This window comes from Bacillus sp. FSL R9-9530, assembly GCF_038008145.1.
In the GTDB taxonomy this organism is placed as follows: Bacteria; Bacillota; Bacilli; order Bacillales; family Bacillaceae_G; genus Bacillus_A; species Bacillus_A mycoides.
Genome location: NZ_JBBOYO010000001.1, coordinates 2,964,888 through 2,979,877, shown reverse-complemented (window position 1 = coordinate 2,979,877; position 14,990 = coordinate 2,964,888). Strand labels below are relative to the sequence as shown.

Genomic DNA, 14,990 nt, shown 5'->3' with positions numbered 1-14,990 from the left:
CTTTTTGAGTATGAATAACTATTGAGAATAACGATGTAAAGCTTTACTAATGACTAAAAGGCCGATAATAAGCGATAGTATTCTCATTATAAACTCTGCAACTAATAAGTTACCCATTGCTGTCGATCCATCATACATCAACCCTGTGATGATAATGGGCGTGATCATGATTATAATTCCAATTCCTATTTGAAGAAGTAGATTCATGTTTTTACTCAAGATAATCCCCTCCAAAAAATATTAAAAAGTAAATACATGGAATTTTCTGTGTTATACAGTTAGTATACTGTATCGAGTTTAGGTTGTGGTAATGTTTCTAAAATAAAAAGGAGTTGTCATATAGTCAAAAGATGACTCGTGGGACAGCTCCTTTTAAGTAGTAGTAATATCGATCTGGGGGCACCAATGTAGTTAAAAGGGTAACAGGTTGTTAATGTTGGTTCATCTTTTTCCACAATAAAAGTTCGATCTTCTGCGTCTGTTATCCAATGTTTGTTAATCTTACATTTCTTCCGTAACATCATACCTTAGCAACTGTCCCTGATCATAAAACCTCTCAAAAATAAGCCCCATTACATAAAAGAATACTAGCCCGAAACCAATATGAATGAGCGTAAAGGTAGCTCCAAATGAAGAAAATTCATACACGATAATTGGTAATTTCGCAGTTGTCCAAACACCTAAGAAAAATACGATGTACCTAATGCTGGCACCTTTTTTTAATAGTAGTGCTGCAATTGGAAAGGCAACATAGAGGGGACCAGCTGCAATGCCGCCTAATAATAGAGAGAATAAGATTCCGTATATGCCGGAATTTTTACCCATATATTTCATGAGAGTTTCTTTCTTCACCCATTGATCAAGTAACCCTACAAATATTAGGACAGGGGGGAGTAGAAACAACATATCTAAAATGCTATTCCCCGTTAATTGTAATGCGCTCCATCCTAAAGATTGGTTTATAAAAGTTAGAATGATAAGTCCAATCAGCAAAATGAAAAAGAAGCGATATCTTTTTAGTTCCTTCATACCATCACCACCCAAATGATATATGAGAATAGGAGTGACATGAGTAATGCAGATGCATTACGTGCGTAAGCAAAGCTTCGTCCGAATATCTTTTGTTCCATAGGCAAGGTTGTAATTCCTACTGACATTAGTGTAGACATGAGTGCCGCAACTTGAGGAAGACCTGCGCCGTGCTGTACTAACGTATTACCAAGTGGGAACACGATAAAGCTTGGGATAAGTGCCACAGATCCGAGTAGTGCTGAATAAATAATGCCTAAAAATCCAGACTGTTCTCCAATGATGGAAGAGATGAAGGACGGCGTTAAGATAGAAAGTGATAGTCCAACGAAAAGCATAATGGAGAGCATGGCAGGGAGAAGGTTTTGAAATATTTTCCATGATTTTAATAGGGCAGCTTTCGTTTTATTCCGATCCTTCATAAAAGAAATTCCCGTAAGAATAATGGCCAAAGTGTAAAGGATAGCGCCATTAATCATGATTAGATTCCTTTAAGTCTTTATATTTGTCTAAGAAAAATGATAAGTTTTTCATTTTTTCCTCAATATCCATTTGAAAATCCGCTAATTGTTCTTTTCCGGCTATAGTAATTTTGTACATCTTTCTCGGCTTATCTGGAACGGATGTACTTACATAAGATTCAATAGCGCCTTCGTTTTCTAATTTCTTCAGCGTGCGGTAAAGGATGGCACTATCGATTGGATTGACCGGAAGTTCTTCTTCACATTTCTGAAGTAGCTGTCCGCCATAGTTATCACCTTCTGCTAAAAATAACAAAAGAAATGCACCTGTATGTCTTCCTGTATGCTTCATGAATATACCTCCTAGAATATATACTGTTAATGACAGTATACTGTTGTTAACAGTATATGGTGCATGAAGTGCTATGTCAATTTAAAAATGTTACTGAGGGGAAATGGCAATTCATGTTTTAATCTTGTTAAATAACAAAATAAAAGCCTACTGTTTTCTTGTGACAGTGGCTTTCATAGTTGGTAAACTACTATATTACGCTTAGGGAATCTCGCCTTTTGATAGTAACATATATATGTTAGCCCTATATTGAGAAATAAAAAAAAGACACTCTCAAGAGTGCCTCTTATTAGCAGCCGAATCCGCCGCCCCAACAGCTAGCTCCAACGATGATTAATAAGATAAAGAGCACAACAAGTAAGGCGAATCCACCGCCAAAACCACAGCCTCCACCACAACTACCACCATAGCCTCCACAACTACCACCATAGCCCATATTAACTCCTCCTTCCATAAAGTCCATATATTAATGGATTTATATCACTTTATGTTTTTACGGATAAACTTGAGCAGGTCCTTTTGAAAAAATAAAAGTACTCGGTATTTTAAAAGAGTTGACGAGCGTATTTTTGTCACGAGTATTCCGCTTATTACATATGGTATTTTATTCTGTGCATTGGGGGAAAGGAGATCGTTATGGCTAATTCTGAGATGATATTACGTTTACTTACGGATTTAAAGATTGAGCAGCAAGCTTTAAAAGAACAGCTGGAGAAAATGCAAACAGCTTTGAGTATTCTTGAAGAAAAACCAACTATTCCTGAAGAGAAATCAACTACTCTTCAAGAGAAACCAGTTGTTACAAAGCAACGTGGACATTCTGGGTTTCCAACATCTTTTCGTGATTGGAGAGCATCTTCTCAAAAGAACTAAGGAATCCTGTTATAGTGAGTTATACAAAATCACAAATGAAAAAGTACAGTCTACTGTAGTTAATACAGAGGCTGTACTTTTTGTTATGTTAGTATAAGTTGTGATAGGTGGTTTGTATTTTCTTTGACTATTCCACCTTTAACTCGATCCCTTCACCCAGCATATCTCCATTAATTTTCAAAGTTAATCCTTGCGTATTTTTCGGAACATCGAATACAATGTTCCCTTCCGAATTTTCATTAGGATTAAGAACACCAAATTTAAATGTAGCAGTATTTGCAGCTTTAAGTACTAATTGAGATTCATTAGAAATGTGATATTCTCTTCCGGTTCCGTCAATTAATTTAAAGTTATTGATATTTAGTGTAATGGGTTCCTCTTGACGATTATAAACTGCGACGTCTAATACTTTAAATACACCTTGTGCTTTAACTTCTCCATTACCTATAACATCTAATGAATCGGCAGAGCGTATTGATATGTATACATCAGAAGAATCTCCATGGGTGGGAAGTTCCTTTTGAGAATCCTTGTTGCTAAGTTCATCATTTTTTGTTTCTTTAGAAGTCTCCTGTTCGTTTTTCGTGTTACTGCTAGATGTATCATGTGAACTGCAAGCTGATAATCCAAATAAGAATGTGCTACATAATAATGATGTTACTAACTTTTTGTTCATAGTTTGTTCCTCCGAAATAAAAGTACTTTCATGGGTGCCATAATGATTTAATAAATCTGTATTTTTCTTTATATGTATTAAATGTTGCATTTTATTATATTGGTTTTGGGATAAAAAGGAAACTTGATGCAAATAAACAAGACACTTTGCAGTGTCTTGTTTATTTAAGTTATGCGCATTACTTAATAAGACGTTAGTTACTCATCCTGAACATGAGTAACTATGTAAGATGGTTTAATTATAACATTTTAACCAGTAATGGGTCTATATGGAATTTAAATAATGGGTACGTTTTGTTATTTGGAATGCGAGATGTTGTATATTATGTTGGGATTTGATCCATTAAAAGCAGTAGACAAGGTAAATGAGCATACCTTATTTCATAATTTACACAAATTGTGTAGAAAAGTATGGAGCTATATTTCCCTTTACACGAACATAAAGGTATAATATAGTTTAGTTAAGTTAACTAAACTATATTACGAAACGAAATAACAGCATGACTGGAGGAAGAATGCTATGACTAGATCGTATAAAGAAGTAATTAATGAAATGAATCGAGCCTACAATGACTTCTACATTTTACTATTTCAGGAGTTAAAGGATGAGTTCGGTCTTACAGGGCAGCAAGAGAGCATGCTATTTTATATCAATTTAAATGAAAACACGACAGCAAATAACATTGCGAGTACTTTTAATATATCGAAAAGTGCTGTGAGCCAAGTTTTATCGAAATTGGAAAAACAGAAGATGATTTCGAAACAAATAAACCCTAATAATAAACGGGAGTATTTCCTTACACTTGGTCCAAATGGTAGTAAGTATATAGATCGGTTATCTGAATTAGATGATGTACTAATTGAGAAATATTTTTCTAAAATTGATATCGAAGCCTTAGAGCAAATGACTGAGACGTTAACGAAAATAAATAAAGTTATATTGGAAGAAAAACAGAAGGACATTAATCCGAATGAGTAAGAAAATCTATATGAAGTGGATGGGTGAGAGGAGGAGAAGCGTGTTATGAGTTACATACCAAATATGATTACGATAGCAAATTTTGTATGTGGGCTTTTGGCCATTTTCGCTATCCTCGTTCACGATATGTATTTGGGAGCAGTTTTTATTATTACAGGAATGCTATTTGATTTTTTTGATGGCATGGTCGCTCGGAAACTTGATTCTGTTTCGGAAATAGGTGGAGAGTTAGACTCATTTGCGGATTTAGTTACCTTTGGTGTGGCACCGTCTATTCTTGCATATAGTGTCTCTTTAAAAGATTTACAGTTTATCGGGATGTTATGTGCGCTTGCTTACAGTATTTGCGGAATGCTGCGGCTTGCTAGATTTAACACACAACAAAGCAAACTCCCAACGTTTATCGGAATGCCCATTCCATTTGCGGCAATGTGTCTCCTTATTTTATGCTTTTTGAATAATCCAGTTTCTGTGGCGTTTGGCACATGTATACTCGCTTATTTAATGGTGAGTAAAATGAAATTTCCTCATTTTAAAAAAGATATATCGGAAAGCTTGAAGTCTGAAAGATGGAATTGATGATACGTAAGTACAATGAGAAAGATAAAGGGGTACAGCATGATTCGTATGGCACTAAGATCATTTAACATACAAATGTATTGTTTACTAGGTGTGATGTTATTGGGATGGTATATAACACCTTGCTCAACCCATTTTGTAGGGATAAGCATTGGCCTTTTGGTGAGCATGTACTGTACTTGGATTTTAGGAAGGCGTATTGAAAAGTTCGGAGATAGCATTGTAAAAAAAGAAAAAGCACCGATGCTTGGAATGATGAATCGATTTGCAGCCGCGATACTAGGTGCGATTATTATGTATGAAATTGAACACCATGATTTCATGTGGACATTTGCTGCTGGAATTATGGGTGGGTATTTCTTGATTATTATCAATTTAGGATATTACAGCATGAGAGATGCGAAGAAATAAAGTGAAACTTTAATCAACACACACTAATCGGCCTTTTAAAAATATGGTTACCTATGGAATGATACTAATCTGTTTAAAGAAGATTTGCCGGATGTATCACCTGCTGAAAATAATGAGAAGGAAAGGGTATTAGAAAATAATGAGTGAAATTAAGGGATTGTTTCAAAAGATGCTTGACGAGTATTATTTTAAAGAAGAAGGCGATTTTTATGTCGTTGATACTTTTCCAGCGGTAGTAAAGAGTGAGAAGTATTTTGATTTCGAAGATAATGTATTGATACCCAATAAATATAATATTTTGAACAAAAGTGTGTTAGCTTTAAGCAAGTTATATTTATATGATGAGAATATATATGTTTTAGATGATGTAGAATCTTTAACATATAGCAAGTACACCAAAAACATAATTGAATTTAATGATGATGTGTTAAAGTTTTTACCAAGTAGAGAAGTTGATAAACTTATATTAATATTTTCTGATTTAAGAATAGGTGTATTAATTGGTGATGGGTGTTTTAATTATATAAGTTTTGAATCTAAGGAATTAAAGTTAGTTGAGCAACTTTGTGTAGCGGAAGGCTTATTTGTATTTCACACTAAAGACCGAAAGTGATGAAGTGTTGCGTAAATAACTAATTTGGATGACTTGAATGTATAAACCTAAAAACTTTCCTTTATGAAGAGCTTTTTATTACAAAGAAAAGACACCCATATAAGAGTGTCTTTTCCGATAGTTTTTTAGCAGAAGCAAGAAGCTCCAACAATGATCAATAAAATAAACAATACAACTAGTAAAGCAAAGCCGCCGCCACAACTACTACAACTACCACCAAATCCCATAATAGTTCCTCCTTTAATAAGAGGGGAAAACAAGGGGTCACTCATGTATTTTAACGGATTCAATTTACTTTATGTTTTTTACGCAATAATTGAGCAGGTCCTTTTGAAAATAAAGAAAAGACACCCTAAGGTGCCTTTCTCCGACTTGAACCATCTTAATTTTAATAATATTGGTCATTGAGAAAAAAGAAAAAGCCCTATATAGGGGTATCACCACATCGCTATCAAGCTAAGCTTATGCAAAGTCAATTTTAGGCGAGATTGTTTCTTTTTCAAAAGGGCAAGTTTAGGTGATTGAAAGATTTGCATACGAAATAAACCCTAACGGGTTTCAATTTTTTAGATTATGCTACATGATTGTGATACATAGTAAAGTCGTATACGATGCCTAAGATATCAAAGACTGTTTTCTTCTTGTACCGGTGAGATTTTCTCCCGTTTTTCTCTAAAAGATAAAACAAACGCAGTAAAACTTTTAATAATTCATGGATGCCCTTCTGTAAACCTTCATAAAACAATAGATAATAATTCTTTATCATATAGATGGACTTGTATTCACTAAGCTCTTTCTTTTTCTTATCTAAGAGTAACTCAAGATTTTGGTTCGTTGGTATGAAGGCGATTTCTCTCAATCGGTTGAGGAGCATAATTTATTATGGGAATGGGACAATAACAGCACTGGTAAAGCATACGAATTAGCGACACCGGAACAAGAAGAAGCATACATTTTAGAACAAGCGAAGTCTGAAAAACAATAAAGGGGTATCGTCACCTCGGTATCAAACTAATAAAAAGAAATGCCCCCTAAAATGAAAAAATACGCTATTCTTTCTGTAGAATCATAGGAAAGGATGGCGTTTTTTTATGTCTGTTTCTGTCGCGATTTCTGATAACTTACATGTAGAGGCATCACTCAATATAACAAAAATGTAATGTTAATGAAATGTAATTCCATCGATACTATAAATGAAATTATATAAAATGAATTACATAAATGAATGGGAGTTAAAGAATTTTTATAATGAAAAAGGAGAAGTATTAATGCGAAATATATTAAGTGTAGAAAAAATCGAAAAATATTATGGTAATAAAGATAATGTAACAAAGGCTATAGATAATATTAGTTTTAAGGTAGATGAGGGAGAATTTGTTGGGATAATGGGGCCTTCAGGAAGTGGCAAAACTACATTACTTAACTGTATATCAACTATTGATAATGTTACTACGGGAAAAATAATAATAAATAATAGTGACATTACTCGGTTAAAATCAAAGTCATTAGATAAGTTTAGACAAAATGAATTAGGGTTTATATTTCAGGACTTTAATTTATTAGATACCCTTACTGCTTATGAAAATATTGCCCTAGCGTTAACAATAAAAGGTGAGAAAAGTTCAAAAATTGATGGAAAAATACAAGCAGTTGCAAAATATTTAGACATTGAACAAGTATTAAGCAAATACCCTTATCAAATGTCAGGCGGACAAAAACAAAGGGTTGCTTCGGCAAGAGCTATCGTAACAGATCCATCTTTAGTACTTGCAGATGAACCAACAGGATCGTTAGATTCTAAATCAGCTAGATTATTACTCGAAAGATTTGAAAGTCTAAATAAGGATTTAAAAGCTACAATACTTATGGTTACTCATGATGCATTTACAGCAAGCTATGCTCGTAGAATTCTTTTTATTAAAGATGGAAAAATATTTATTGAGTTGGTAAGAGGGAATGATTCCAGAAAAGAATTCTTTATTAAAATTATCGAAGTTATAACCCTTCTTGGAGGTGACGATAATAGTGTATTCTAAGATTGCTATTGGGAATGTAAAGAAAAGTCTTAAAGATTATGCAATATATTTCTTAACACTAACACTGGCTGTTTGTATATTTTATAGCTTTAACTCAATAGAATCACAAAAGGCACTTATGGAAATTAACGCTTCAGATAGAAAGTATGTGCCTACAATAATGAACGTTATCTCAAATGTGTCAGTATTTGTATCCGTAATATTAGGTGGTTTAATATTGTATGCAAATAATTTCTTAATCAAAAAACGTAAAAAAGAATTAGGAATATACATGACTTTAGGTATGGGAAGAAGAAACATATCCAGAGTATTAGTAACAGAGACATTTCTAGTTGGTGTTATATCTTTAGTGAGTGGGCTTATAATAGGTATTGGAGTATCACAGGGATTATCTACATTTGCATTAAAGTTATTTGAATTGCCCATCAATAAATATAAATTTACAATTTCAACAGGTGCTATAGGTAAAAGCGTATTATACTTTGGAATCATGTTTTTGCTTGTTATGTTATTTAATGTATATGTTGTTTCTAAATACAAAATAATTGATATGTTAACAGCAGGTAGAAAAAATGAAGATGTAAAATTTAGAAATCCTCTTATTTATGTAATCACATTTATTATGTGTGTAGCGTCACTTGGATATGCATATGTGACTGTACTAAAAATCGGATTGAATTTTAAAAATCCTATGCTTATGGTATCAATCATTCTTGGCACATTAGGTACATTTCTGTTTTTCTTTAGTTTATCTGGATTTATATTATATGTTGTAAAGAAGAATAAAAAAGTTTATTTTAAAGGGTTAAATATATTTATCATCAAACAAATAAATAGTAAGGTTAATACAAATTTTATATCCATGTCTTTAATCTGTTTAATGTTATGCCTTACAATGGTGGCTTTATCTACAGGAATAAGCTTTAACAGAATTATGGACGCAAGAATGAAAGAAACAACACCATTTGATGCCAGTATTAAATTGGAGAATAAGGATGAAAGTTACACTATAGAAGACGTATTAAATAAAGTTAATTTTAAAATAAGTAAAAACGAAAAATATGTATCTTATAATGTATATCCAACAGAGATGTCTGTGGGGGACTTAGTACCAGAAGTACGTAAAGATTATAAGAAAAGCGGTATGAATTTCATTAAAGTATCTGATTATAATAAAATTTTAAATCTTAAAGGTGAAAAGGTAATCACTTTAAATAACAATGAAGTTTTACTTTTATCAAATAATAAGCGGTTGTTTAATTCGATAAATGAAAGATTAAAAAATAGCAATAAGGTGAATATTAAAGAAAAAGAATATCTGGTGAAAAACGCTAAAATTATGCAAGAGAATCTTTACACTTCTGATGAACAATTTGATTTCTTCACAATCGTTATAAATGATGAGTTTTTATCAGACTACAAAATTATTGCATCCGTACTTAATGTGAATTATTTAGGTGGAAATAGAGAAGAATATAATAAAAAATATGATAACGTTGCACGGGGCTTTTATGACGAAAATGGACCGAAATTAAATATTAATCGTATAGCAGGCAAATCAAAGGATGAAGTTTGTGCAGAAAGTAAGGGATTGAAAACTATCATACTGTTTATTGGGATATATATAGGTATTGTATTTTTAATAACGAGTATGGCTGTATTAGCTCTTCAACAATTATCGGAAGCCAGTGATAGCATAGATCGATATAAATCTTTGAAGAGAATTGGTTCAAACGGAACAATGATCGACAAAACAATTTTTATTCAAACTTTCGTATACTTTAGTCTTCCAGTTATTCTTGCCCTAATTCATTCTGTAGTTGGAATTTATGTAGTCAATGATTTTATTAACGCGTTTCAAGAAATAGATATTACTTTACCAGCATTGATGACTGGCTTAGTATTTCTTGTAGTTTATGTAGTATATTTCTACACGACATATATCGGGTATAAAAATATTGTAAAAAGTAATACTTGATTTTATAATGCTTATTAGGGCTATTACACCTTGTTTCTCAAGATGTAATAGCCTTATATTCTGTATAGGGAGGGAAAAGTCATGAAAAAAATCATTCTTATTGAAGATGATGAAATCATCAGAGAAGAATTACAAAATTTTTTTATAAAGTATGGATATGAAGTAAAGGCTCCCACAGATTTTAATCATATTATCGAATATATAGAAAGTGAGAATGCAGACCTTATATTACTAGACATAAATCTTCCTGTGTTCGATGGCTATTATATATGCAGAGAAATACGTAAAACTTCAGATGTTCCAATCATTATGGTTACAAGCAGAGATAGTGATGTAGATGAACTAATAAGTATGAATTTAGGAGCAGATGATTTTATAACAAAGCCTTATAATACAGAAATACTATTAGCAAGAGTAACAAATATTTTAAGAAGAACATCTGGAGATTTAAAGACGAATAATATCTTAATTTATAGAGATTTTAATTTAAATCTTTCAAATGCAACAGTTACTTATCAAGACAAGTCTGTAGAGTTAACTAAAAATGAAGTTAAGATACTCTCATGCTTAATAAATAATCGCGGTAATATTGTAAAAAGAGATTCACTCATGGAAACCTTATGGAAATCTGATTATTTTGTGGATGATAGCACTTTAACTGTTAATATAAATAGATTAAGAAAAAAGCTTGAAGAGATAGGTATAGAAAATCCAATTGCAACAAGAAGAAGGTTAGGGTATATAATGCCATGAATATAGGTGAATTTTTTAAAGATAAAATGGTAGTAATACTATCTAATGTACTGTTATTTATTATACTAGCAGGTATATTGCTGACTGCGAATGTTCAGTTCATTATAATATTCTTTGTCTTTTGTATTTGGTTTTTTCCATTGATTTCATATATGGCTATAGAATTTATAAAATGTAAAAATTATTATAATGAGATTAATGGTATATTAGAAAACTTGGAGAAAAAATACCTACTTCCAGAGGTAGTAAAGGAAGCAAACTTTATACATGGGGAAAAGCTTAACGCTATACTGAAAGAAATAAGTAGAGATATGCATGAAAATGTAAAATATTATAGAGATATGCAAATAAATTACAGAGAATATATAGAGACATGGGTGCATGAAATTAAGACACCGATAGCTTCTACAAAGCTAATAATTGAAAATAATCAAAATGAAGTAACTAATAAAATTGACTCTCAAATGGATCGAATCGAGGGATTTGTAGAACAGGTTCTGTATTATTCTCGAAGCAATAACGTTAATAAAGACTATATTATAAAGCCAATCAACCTTGATAATGTAGTAAGGAATGTAATTAAAAGAAACTATAGGGATTTTATTCATAAGAGAATAAAATTAGACATACAGGATATTGATGAAATCGTATATAGTGATGGAAAATGGGTTGAATTTATTATTAATCAAATAATAGGAAATTCTATAAAGTACTCAAATAACAAAGAACAAATGATACGTATATACTCAATTAAGAAAGCTAACTCAGTAATACTAACTATAGAGGATAATGGAGTAGGGATAATAACTAAAGATATAAATAGAGTTTTTGAAAAAGGATTTACTGGAGAGAATGGAAGGAGATTTAGCAAAAGTACAGGAATGGGTTTGTATCTATGCGAAAAACTGTGCTCCAAATTAGGAATGAAAATTGGCATTGAATCTGAAGTGAATAAAGGAACTAGAGTTACATTAATATTTCCTTTATCAGGTATGGTAACTTTTGAGCCTTGTTTATAAAAGAGATGCTGCCACCTTTCCACGAATTTCGTATGAAACTTATAAACAAATTTAAAACGGTATGAAAAGAGTAGAAATTCTCTTCATACCGTTTGTATTATTTAGCCATTTAACATATTGGTATATTTAATTGTGAATCGGATGGATGTTAATCTGGATTAGTCATTACTATTTTTGATGTCCACTAATACTTAACGTACAATAAACCCAAGTTTTTCAACTTAGAAAATCCTTAGCGTACAAAATTCGCGTTTTGTTGGCGGGATCCCATCGCCATCAAGCTAATAGTTGGGGCACACAGAGAGCCGTAAGTGCGATCATGTTGTTTACCTGGACCAGTATGAATATGTAGGAACTGTCCACTTAACAAATCATACTCAAGTTGAATTTTTATCCCAGCTGTATGGCTGCATCCTCCTGCACCTGGATAAACCGATGAAAATACATCCGGGAGTTGAAATGCAGTTGAATCTAAAATACGAATACGCTTGAAAACAGAAGTGTATGGAGAAGAAATCGGCATAGATGCGGCCAATTTTTTGCTTAGTAGTTCGGCTAGTAGGTGTTGTAAAAGTTGGACGGCCGCCTTATTAAACCGTTGATTCAGTCCCTCAGGACTGATGAGTACTTCTGTTGATGCTTCTAAACAGCTAGATAACTGAGTTAAAGAAGTCATAGCTACATTTTGGCTCAACCATACACATAAAGCTACTAAATCTTTTGCTTGGTACTTACTGGTTCGTTGTACAAAGCCAACATTTCTAGCAAGATCCCGTAAGGTATTTGGAGATAAGAAACTTTGAATCTCTTGAGCAAATAGTTGTAATTCGTCATACACAGAAACAGACATGAAAAACGCCATCCTTTCCTATGATTCTACAGAAAGAATAGCGTATTTTTTCATTCTAGGGGGCATTTCTTTTTATTATTTTGATAGCGATGGGGTATCACCACACGACTAGCCAGCACTCACACCTAAAAACAGGAGGGAATGATAAAATGTAGTTTAAAGAGGGGGATGAATGAAAAATGTACATAGATGGTTAAATTATTTTGGTTTTATATGTGTGTGCATGTCTAGCTTCGGTTTTTTTTCTCGTTGGATTTTTCGTGATGTGATTGCACTCGATCAATTACTTGTTTTGAGTATAGGAATTATTATTTTAATAACAGCATTTTTTGTAAAACGTTGTAGTAAAGAGTTACGAGGTGATAAAGGTTAATCGCCCTAAATGTAGTTTTAGAATTTCGCAATCGGAGTATATTGTTGAAAAAGGCTTATTGAATAATGACAATTTATTTTAAGAAAGTAAATCGATAATATAGTAAATAATACTTTCCTTGACCCTGTACTATGGCACAGGGTTTATACTTTATATGAGGTGAGACAGATGCAATATCTTATTATCGGAACTTTAATAGATTCAGAAAAAAAAGTAGAAGAACATTTATAAAAATAATAAATTGTAAAGGTGGGAGAATAATGGAAGATTGTTGTAGTAACCTTAAAGGAATAAAAATTAAAAATAATGGTCATTGTCCATCATGTAAAAATAAAGCTAAGAATGTAAAGTTGATTACACTAAAATCATTGCTTAAACCATCGGCATTAGAAACATTAAATGCTAAAGAAAATCACTATTTTTGTTCAAACGAAGATTGTGATGTAGTCTATTTTGATACGAATAATAAAAAATACTTTGTATCTGACATAAAGGTAGCTGTAAATCAAAAAGATGACTCAGCAACTACACCAATTTGTTATTGTTTTGATTGGACAAAAGAAAAAATCAAACAATATGTGAAAAATGGACTTACTCCTAATCCAGTAGAGCATATTCGCGAAAACATAAGAGAAAATCGATGTGGTTGTGAAGTAAACAATCCACAAGGTAGTTGTTGTTTAGGTAATGTTACAACTTATATTAGAAAAATGTCATAAGGAACTTAAATGTTGCTTTTTTTCACCAAAATACTTTGGGGTATTTCAAAATCTCAAGTCGATGGGCATGTGACGTTGCCTCATGCTCACCAAGCTAGTTAGGGTATGTTAAGTAAACCTTATGGATTTGTATATCTCATCCATCCACTTTCAGATTGTTTCGCTTTATACTTCCCATAAGACAGAAGCTTCATTGCCGAGCGATTGGCCGCATGAAAAACCAAGTTCAGCTTCCATTCTTCCTCCATTTCACTGGGATAGGTGGTAGATTCATAAACATAATAACCCGCCATGATACAGGGGATTACTTGCTCCGGTTCAAATCCATAAGCAGTTGCATCATCCACAACCAAATCAATGATGCATCGGTTTCCATCTTTAACTTTTTTCTGTAGTAATTTTTTTACCGATCCTGGTACTAATTCTAATATTTTATCCTTCATGTCAGTCACCTCATCTTTTATCATGTCCAGATAGCCTGGGGATATGTGTCAAACAGAATGAAGTTCCAACCGTAATTACACTGGTTTAACAAGATCTTAAGGACTATATCACCCTAAAAGAGAAAATGGCTTTAAATAAAAGAAATCCCGATTGTCTGCGGGGCTCCTAAGGTTAATCGTCAAGTAATGACGTACTCGACTAATTAACGATATCATGAATTTTTTGGTAAAAATAATGGTAAATGTGTCCGAATTAATGAGGGCATTATTTGGAACAAAAACGCTATTTTAATTTCAAACAAAAGAACAGTCAGCAAAAGCTAACTGCTCGGTTCTCCAAGGGGGAACAAGGAGAAAGTAACTTAATCGGTTGTCTACAGTATTGACGGAATATTGAATTTTATTCAGGGGACTATGTTATATGATTGATAAAAAATCCCTTTATTAGCAGTAAAACTCCGAGGAGAGACAAGACTTCAATTGAGAACCAAAACATGCTTTTTTGAGGTTTTTTAAACTCCATTATTATGGAAGAAAATAAAAAGGTTGCAATCATCATGATAATTAAGAGACGGATTATATCAGACATTAATAGCACTCCTAATATTTAATCAGTTTCATTATATAGTTATTTCCAATGAGATGGAATTTAAGAATTGTTTTATTGAAATTCGAACAAAAAAGGTCCTGTTGTCTCCAACAGAACCTTTTCTAAAATGGCAAAGAGTAACTCTTACCTTACTCTTCTGCTATATAATACACAAAACACGTATAGATGTGTAGAACAAGAAATTCCAATATAATTATTTGAATAAAGTGTTTAAAAGTATCTTGTCGGGGTTTAATA

General features: G+C 32.4%; 20 protein-coding genes and 2 pseudogenes. 12 read left to right on the top strand and 10 right to left on the bottom strand.

Going from position 1 to position 14,990, the window contains the following annotated elements; translation table 11 throughout:
- Positions 1 to 18 precede the first annotated feature (18 nt).
- From MKX66_RS15050 to MKX66_RS15030, 5 genes are all read right to left on the bottom strand, one after another.
- The gene (locus tag MKX66_RS15050) at positions 19 to 219 is read right to left on the bottom strand and encodes a hypothetical protein (protein ID WP_151304818.1); all 201 of its coding nucleotides are present in this window, start codon (positions 217 to 219) and stop codon (positions 19 to 21) included.
- Between the two features lie 282 nt (positions 220 to 501).
- Entirely contained in the window at positions 502 to 1,029 is a 528-nt protein-coding gene (locus tag MKX66_RS15045) for a permease (protein ID WP_341086541.1), read from the bottom strand.
- Positions 1,026 to 1,508, bottom strand: a complete 483-nt coding sequence (locus tag MKX66_RS15040) for a hypothetical protein (RefSeq protein WP_002140612.1) — start codon at positions 1,506 to 1,508, stop codon at positions 1,026 to 1,028. Before MKX66_RS15040 ends, MKX66_RS15045 begins: the two co-directional genes overlap by 4 nt.
- Complete coding sequence (locus tag MKX66_RS15035; protein ID WP_002087269.1) at positions 1,501 to 1,842, bottom strand: PadR family transcriptional regulator; 342 nt, start codon at positions 1,840 to 1,842, stop codon at positions 1,501 to 1,503. The genes MKX66_RS15040 and MKX66_RS15035 overlap by 8 nt, the downstream gene beginning before the upstream one ends.
- 289 nt (positions 1,843 to 2,131) lie before the next feature.
- Positions 2,132 to 2,278 carry a YjcZ family sporulation protein gene (locus MKX66_RS15030; RefSeq protein ID WP_000540380.1) on the bottom strand — a complete coding sequence of 49 codons (147 nt, stop codon included), beginning with the start codon at positions 2,276 to 2,278 and terminating at the stop codon, positions 2,132 to 2,134.
- A gap of 200 nt (positions 2,279 to 2,478) precedes the next feature.
- On the opposite strand from MKX66_RS15030, the gene MKX66_RS15025 reads away from it, so the two are divergent.
- Entirely contained in the window at positions 2,479 to 2,715 is a 237-nt protein-coding gene (locus MKX66_RS15025; protein ID WP_002140614.1) for a hypothetical protein, read from the top strand.
- 127 nt (positions 2,716 to 2,842) lie between these two features.
- Here MKX66_RS15025 and MKX66_RS15020 read toward each other — a convergent pair whose 3' ends face one another.
- Positions 2,843 to 3,391, bottom strand: a complete 549-nt coding sequence (locus tag MKX66_RS15020; protein ID WP_341086540.1) for a DUF4352 domain-containing protein — start codon at positions 3,389 to 3,391, stop codon at positions 2,843 to 2,845.
- Between the two features lie 519 nt (positions 3,392 to 3,910).
- Between MKX66_RS15020 and MKX66_RS15015 the strand changes: the two genes are divergently transcribed.
- The 4 genes from MKX66_RS15015 to MKX66_RS15000 all read left to right on the top strand — a co-directional run bounded on the left by MKX66_RS15015 (position 3,911) and on the right by MKX66_RS15000 (position 5,972).
- A complete protein-coding gene (locus MKX66_RS15015; protein WP_107888114.1) occupies positions 3,911 to 4,369 on the top strand; it encodes a MarR family transcriptional regulator in 459 nt (152 codons plus the stop codon).
- Between the two features lie 45 nt (positions 4,370 to 4,414).
- Complete coding sequence (gene pssA, locus MKX66_RS15010) at positions 4,415 to 4,948, top strand: CDP-diacylglycerol--serine O-phosphatidyltransferase (RefSeq protein ID WP_044440278.1); 534 nt, start codon at positions 4,415 to 4,417, stop codon at positions 4,946 to 4,948.
- A gap of 39 nt (positions 4,949 to 4,987) precedes the next feature.
- Positions 4,988 to 5,359: an ATP synthase subunit I gene (locus tag MKX66_RS15005; protein WP_341087651.1), complete on the top strand. Its 372-nt coding sequence runs from the start codon at positions 4,988 to 4,990 to the stop codon at positions 5,357 to 5,359.
- Between the two features lie 139 nt (positions 5,360 to 5,498).
- Positions 5,499 to 5,972, top strand: a complete 474-nt coding sequence (locus MKX66_RS15000) for a hypothetical protein (RefSeq protein WP_012260456.1) — start codon at positions 5,499 to 5,501, stop codon at positions 5,970 to 5,972.
- 125 nt (positions 5,973 to 6,097) lie between these two features.
- Here the strand turns inward: MKX66_RS15000 and MKX66_RS14995 are convergent, their stop codons facing one another.
- Both MKX66_RS14995 and MKX66_RS14990 read right to left on the bottom strand, forming a co-directional pair.
- The gene (locus MKX66_RS14995) at positions 6,098 to 6,199 is read right to left on the bottom strand and encodes a YjcZ family sporulation protein (protein ID WP_000505688.1); all 102 of its coding nucleotides are present in this window, start codon (positions 6,197 to 6,199) and stop codon (positions 6,098 to 6,100) included.
- Between the two features lie 344 nt (positions 6,200 to 6,543).
- A pseudogene (locus tag MKX66_RS14990) lies at positions 6,544 to 6,801 on the bottom strand (IS4 family transposase); the annotation flags it as partial.
- On the opposite strand from MKX66_RS14990, the gene MKX66_RS14985 reads away from it, so the two are divergent.
- The 5 genes from MKX66_RS14985 (at position 6,799) to MKX66_RS14965 (ending at position 11,758) form a co-directional block, all read left to right on the top strand.
- A complete protein-coding gene (locus MKX66_RS14985; protein ID WP_001982172.1) occupies positions 6,799 to 6,957 on the top strand; it encodes a DUF6241 domain-containing protein in 159 nt (52 codons plus the stop codon). The pseudogene MKX66_RS14990 and the gene MKX66_RS14985 overlap by 3 nt on opposite strands.
- A 283-nt stretch (positions 6,958 to 7,240) precedes the next feature.
- A complete protein-coding gene (locus MKX66_RS14980; RefSeq protein WP_002086075.1) occupies positions 7,241 to 8,008 on the top strand; it encodes an ABC transporter ATP-binding protein in 768 nt (255 codons plus the stop codon).
- Complete coding sequence (locus MKX66_RS14975) at positions 7,998 to 9,986, top strand: ABC transporter permease (RefSeq protein WP_341086537.1); 1,989 nt, start codon at positions 7,998 to 8,000, stop codon at positions 9,984 to 9,986. The genes MKX66_RS14980 and MKX66_RS14975 overlap by 11 nt, the downstream gene beginning before the upstream one ends.
- A gap of 81 nt (positions 9,987 to 10,067) precedes the next feature.
- A complete protein-coding gene (locus MKX66_RS14970) occupies positions 10,068 to 10,739 on the top strand; it encodes a response regulator transcription factor (RefSeq protein ID WP_097810615.1) in 672 nt (223 codons plus the stop codon).
- Entirely contained in the window at positions 10,736 to 11,758 is a 1,023-nt protein-coding gene (locus MKX66_RS14965; protein WP_341086536.1) for a sensor histidine kinase, read from the top strand. The genes MKX66_RS14970 and MKX66_RS14965 overlap by 4 nt, the downstream gene beginning before the upstream one ends.
- A gap of 280 nt (positions 11,759 to 12,038) precedes the next feature.
- Here the strand turns inward: MKX66_RS14965 and MKX66_RS14960 are convergent.
- Positions 12,039 to 12,608: pseudogene (locus tag MKX66_RS14960) on the bottom strand (IS4 family transposase); the annotation flags it as partial.
- Between the two features lie 172 nt (positions 12,609 to 12,780).
- Here MKX66_RS14960 and MKX66_RS14955 point away from each other — a divergent pair.
- Together MKX66_RS14955 and MKX66_RS14950 are read left to right on the top strand one after the other, a co-directional pair.
- Positions 12,781 to 12,981: a hypothetical protein gene (locus MKX66_RS14955; RefSeq protein ID WP_215590834.1), complete on the top strand. Its 201-nt coding sequence runs from the start codon at positions 12,781 to 12,783 to the stop codon at positions 12,979 to 12,981.
- Between the two features lie 260 nt (positions 12,982 to 13,241).
- Entirely contained in the window at positions 13,242 to 13,700 is a 459-nt protein-coding gene (locus tag MKX66_RS14950; protein ID WP_002087258.1) for a putative iron-sulfur cluster-binding metallochaperone, read from the top strand.
- A gap of 119 nt (positions 13,701 to 13,819) precedes the next feature.
- Here MKX66_RS14950 and MKX66_RS14945 read toward each other — a convergent pair whose 3' ends face one another.
- Positions 13,820 to 14,143: a hypothetical protein gene (locus MKX66_RS14945; protein WP_002110670.1), complete on the bottom strand. Its 324-nt coding sequence runs from the start codon at positions 14,141 to 14,143 to the stop codon at positions 13,820 to 13,822.
- Positions 14,144 to 14,990 lie beyond the last annotated feature (847 nt).